Annotated in this window: 2 protein-coding genes; one reads left to right on the top strand and one right to left on the bottom strand. The window is 75.6% G+C overall.

The genetic code is table 11. The annotated features are described in order from the left end of the window. Positions 1-1,470 precede the first annotated feature (1,470 nt). Positions 1,471-2,931, top strand: a complete 1,461-nt coding sequence (locus NBW84_RS04145) for a tetratricopeptide repeat protein (protein ID WP_250281851.1) — start codon at positions 1,471-1,473, stop codon at positions 2,929-2,931. A gap of 91 nt (positions 2,932-3,022) precedes the next feature. On the opposite strand, the gene NBW84_RS04140 is transcribed toward NBW84_RS04145, so the two are convergent. Continuing rightward, on the bottom strand, positions 3,023-4,465 hold the full coding sequence (locus NBW84_RS04140; protein WP_250281848.1) for a DUF1015 family protein: 1,443 nt from the start codon (positions 4,463-4,465) through the stop codon (positions 3,023-3,025). Positions 4,466-5,095: the final 630 nt, after the last annotated feature.

Here is a 5,095-nt window from a genome sequence, read left to right as displayed (position 1 = left end):
GCGGCGGGAACCGGCATGGGCGGGGGATGAAGCCCGTCCTGTGGGCCGCTTCCGCTGCGTGAGGCGGCCGGATGATGTTCCGTGCGGTGTGCGCCGGGAGCCGCGGGATGAAGGGTTGTCGGCGTGGTGGTGGATGATGGGGATGTGATGTCGGTGCAGGGAGGCGGCCAGATGCGGACGACTGGAGGCACGGGGGGTCGTTCCGGCCGTCAGCCGCGGGATGGCCGCGGCTATCCGGAGGGCCCGGCCGTGACGGTGGGAGCTGGAAGGTCCGGTGGGCGGGCAACCGCTCGTCGGATGGTGAACGGCCGGGGGAAGGCAGCGGCCAGCGCGACGGAAAGCCTCGCGGAGAAGCGGTGGCGCGGGGCCCGTGAGGCTCGCCGTACCACCGGCGGAGGCCAGTACGTCCGCCAGGATCGGCAGGCCCGTGGTCAGGCCGCCCGCGACCAGGCGATGACGAACGTCCATGGTGACAGGATCCGTGGCGACAGAAGCGGCAACGGGAGCACGGGCGGGTATGGCCGGGCGGCCCGCGGCGCCGACCCGGATCGCCGTCCGGGCCGGCACGGCCCGGACGAGCGGGCTGCGGGCGCGCGGTCCGCTGCCAGCGCTCGAGGTGGGCCGGGGATCCGGCCGGGTCGCCCCCACGATGATTCCGACCGTCGTTCGGCCCGCCCCGCGGGTACACGCGGTGAAGCACGGCAGGGTGAGTCACGGCAGCCGGCAGGAAACCGTCACCCGGATCGCGGGGCAGGCAGCGGGCACGACGGCCGGGCCAACGGCAACCGGGCGGATGGATTCCGACAGTCCCGACCGTCGACAGGCAGATCGCAACCAGCGGGCTCCCGCTCCGACCGGCCGTGGTCGGCGGCGAAGGGAGCCGAGGGAGCGAACGTCCCACGGAATTCCCGACAGGCCTCCGCGGGCTCTTCCGGGGGGCGCTCCTTCACACAGCGCTCTTCCACACAGTGGCGGGATGCCGCGCAGCCGTCACGCCCTTCCGGTGATTTCTCCGGCCGACGTGGGCCGGGGCAGTCCGGACAGGCGTCCGGAGCCGGCCGTGCCGGCGGGTCGTCACGTGCTGATGCCGAGCGGCGCGGTCACGGCTCGGCCGGGCGCACGCCTGGCACGGGATCCGGCGCCGGCCATTCCGGACCGTCTTCGCGGACGCCGTCGAGTGGGGGCCGGTACGGGCGGCCCGACCAGCGCCGTGACGACCGTTCCTCCTCCCAGGGGCAGCGGGGCTCCTCCTCCCCGGGGCAGGGCTTCTCCCGGGGAGCGGGCCGTGGTGGCGGCTACGACGCCGGTAGCCGTACCGTTGGCGGCCCGGCCGACAGTTCGGCCCCTCGCGGCCCGGCCACTGACAGGCCGGGCGGGGCACCGCCGCGGGGAGCCTCCCGTCCGTCGGCTCATCCGTCGGCCCGTTCGTCGGCCGGCTCCGATCGTCGCGATGACAGCCGGGCACCTCGCGTGTCCGGCGGCACCGACCGGTCACCGATCAACCGGCCATTGACCGACCGGCGCGACGGGCCCGGCGATGGCCGGCGGGCGCCTGGTACCGAGTCGCGGCCTGTCACCGCCTCCCCGCGGGAATCCCAGGAGGTCAGGGACACCCGGGCGCGGGACCAACGCAGTTATGATCATGACGTTCGAGGTGCCGCGGCCCGGGGCTCCGGCGCGGCCGGGCCGGACCAGGCCGCGGCAGGCCCGCGGGATTCCGGCCACTCGCGGGGCGCCGACCGACCAGGCGCCGACCGCACCCGGCCCGGCGAGCATGACGCTGGCAGGCAGGACCATGACAGGAACCGGCAGGACCACCCCGGAAGGAAGACCCCGGGAGCGGACCGGCGGACATCGGGCGCCTCGCCGGCATCAGGCGCTCCAGCGGGACGCCGGAGCGGCCCCGGGCCGTCGGGGTCCAGGCCGGGACGCGCTGGCGGGGCAGCCGGGACGGATCGTCGTGGCGCGGCCGGTGCCGCCCACCGCCGTCCGGATGCCTCGGCGGGTTCCCCGGCGTCCCCGCGCGGTGGCGCGGGCGCCGGCCGGGGAGCTGGGCGTCCCGGCCGGCCGGCGGCACCGGAGCTGCCGGACGAAGCCCGCGCCGAACTCCTCGACTTCGAGGTCACGCGGGAGCTGCGCGGGCTGGGCGCGTCCCTGGCCGAACCGGTGGCCCGGCATCTGGTGGCCGCGGGCATGTACCTCGACGAGGACCCCGCGCTCGCGCTCGCGCACGCCCGCGCGGCCGCGGGGCTGGCGTCCCGGATCGCCGTCGTCCGGGAGGCGGTCGGGCTTGCGGCCTACCACGCGGGGGAGTTCGCCACGGCGCTCGCCGAGCTGCGTGCGGCACGCCGCATCGACGGGTCCCCACGGCACCTTGCCGTGATGGCGGATGCCGAGCGGGGGCTCGGGCGTCCCGAGCGCGCCCTGCTGCTCGCCCGTGATCCGGGGGCGGCCGAACTCGACGAGGAGGCCCGGGCCGAGCTGCTGATCGTCCTGTCGGGCGCGCGGCGTGATCTGGGTGAGCCGGAGGCCGCGGTTCTGCTGCTGCAGGACGAGGCGGCTGCCGCCGGCGTGCGGCCGTGGAGCGCGAGGCTCTGGTACGCCTACGCGGAGGCGCTGCTGGCCGCGGGCCGTCCCGCCGACGCGGCACGCTGGTTCGCCTCCGCGGCGACCGTCGACGACACCCAGCAGACCGACGCCGCGGACCGTGCCACGGAGCTGGACGCCGCGGAGCCGGACATCCTGGGGCCGGACATCGCGGGGCTGGACATCGTGGGGCTGGGCGCCGCAGGGCTGGACATCGCGGAGCCGGACATCGTGGGGCTGGGCGCCGCGGAGCCGGACATCGTGGGGCTGGATGCCGCGGAGCCGCCGGAGGACGAAGCGGTTCCTCCCGTTCAGGAGCCCGAGCGGGGTCCGGGGGCCGGATAGGACCTTCGAACCGGACGGCCGGGGCGCTCTCCCGGCCGTCCGGTCGTCTGCCGCTGGCTGCCTCATGCCTCGGTCAACGGCACCGGTGCGGTTACTCGTCCAGCGGGCGGATCAGCAGGCCGCTGCGCGGCTTGGGCGTGAACAGCGTCGACTTGCGCGGCATCCGTTCGCCGGCCGCGGCCACGGCGGCGACGTCCGCGGCCGGGGTCGGGTTCAACAGCAGCGCGATCGCGGCGTCCGGCGCCGCCACGTCGGCACCGGCCGTGGACGTATTGGACGCGGACGCCGCGGCACCGCCGGCCACCACTGCCGCCGTGGTGTCGCCGGGCGCGGGCACCGCCGCTGTTGCCGCTGCCCCTGTTGCCGCTGCCCCTGTTGCCGCTGCCGCTGTGGCGATCGCGGTGGCGGCGTCATGCCGGTAGCCGACCACGTCCTCGGTGTCCGCCAGCCCCCAGACTTTTGTGATCAGCGCGAGATGCGCGACGGTGACGTCGAGCTGGCGGAAGGCGGCGGAGCGGTCCGCCGGCAGCGCGTCGGCGAGCAGCACCGGGTCCGGGCGCGTCAGCAGGAACGCCGCCCGGCCGTCAGTGATCACGAAGGCGTGGCCGTCCTGGCCGGCCTTGGCCAGCTCACCGAGCAGATACGTGCCAGCGGGGTCGCCGACAGCGTCCAGCGGCTTCACCTGGAACACCGTCCCGGCGCGGCGGACGGCTTCGCTGAGGGCCAGGCCGTGTACGACCCGGTGGATCGCATGGACCCGTGGGCCGGACACCCGGGCGTCCACCAGGAAGGCCAGGCCGAAGTCCCAGGGGCCGCCGCCGTGACCCGCCGTGTGGCGGTCGGCCTGGTAACGGCGGTAGGTGGCGTACCGGTGGTGGCCGTCGGCGATCACCGCCCGCCGTCCGTACAGATCGTCGGCGACGGCGGCGAGCCGCTCCTGGTCGGTCAGCGTCCAGATGCGGTGGGTGACACCGTCGTCGGTCGCCGTGGTCAGGAGCGGTGTGCTCGTCACCGTCTCGGCGACGACCCGGCTGGCGGCCCCGCCGCCCTCGTACAACAGGAAGATCGGCTCGAGGTTCGCCCCGGTGGCCACGGTCAGGGCCAGCCGGTCGGTGACCGGGCCGGTCATGGTGTTCTCGTGCGGCAGGATGATCCCCGCGTCCGGGTCGGCCAGCGCCACCGCACCGACCAGGCCCCGCTGGACGTGCCCGTCCTGGGCCTGCTCGTACACGTACAGCGCCGGGCGTTCGTCGCGGCGCAGGACCGCGTCGGCGGTCCAGGCGCGCAGGGTGTCCGCGGCCCGCCGGTAGCGGCTTCCCGGGGAGTCCTCGTCGTCGCGGGGGAGGATGAGCCGGACGGCGTTGTGCGGATGCCGTGCCTCCAGCGCGGTGACACCGGCGGCGTCGATCACGTCGTAGGGCGGGGCGGTCCGTGACGCCAGCTCCGCACCGTCGTCCGCGGCATACCGCAGGGCCCGGAACGGGGCCAGGACCAGTCCGCCAGGTGAGGGTGGTGCCGGGACGGGAGCAGCCATGCGGCGATCGTATGGGTCCAGCCGCCACCGACGCCGCCGGCATCGAACGGGCCTGGCATCGAACGGGCACCGCCGGCACCGGGACGGGCACCGGGCTGGCAGCCCGCCGACGGGCACGGAACCGGCGGGCGGCGACCGGCGTCGGAGGAACCTGTGCCGCCGTGGACGCCATCGACACCGGCCGGTGCCGTCGGCCCCTGCCTTGCGCGGACGCCCTGCGGGCGCCGCCGGCAGCGGAGGAAACTCGTGGGCTGCGCGGTCGGCGAGGTATGCGACGTCCTGCGGGCGCCGCCGGCACTGGAGGAAGCCCGTGGCGCCGAGCCCGGCCGGCGACCAGGTCCGCCTGCGGGCGCCGCCGGCAGCGGAGGAAGCGCGTCCCGCGGTGGAAGGGACGGCGGGCGGTGAGGCGACGAAATGGTACGCACCTCCACCGATCGGCGCGATCGGTGGGAGCGGGGGGTGGTTTCCGGCGACACTGGGAGCTGGGCCTCGGCCACCGGCGTCTGGCCATCTGGGTGCCGACGTCGGCATATCGGAGGTGCATCGAAGGTTCAGACGGGTACCGGGGCGCGGATGCCACCGGGTCGCGGCACGGCAGGAAACGCAGGGAAAGCCAGGACAGGCAAACAG

It is taken from the genome of Protofrankia sp. CiP1_Cm_nod2, from assembly GCF_920664355.1.
Lineage (GTDB): Bacteria > Actinomycetota > Actinomycetes > Frankiales > Frankiaceae > Protofrankia.
The sequence above is the reverse complement of the archived record's forward strand: the minus strand, read 5'-3'. Positions and strand labels throughout refer to the sequence as shown.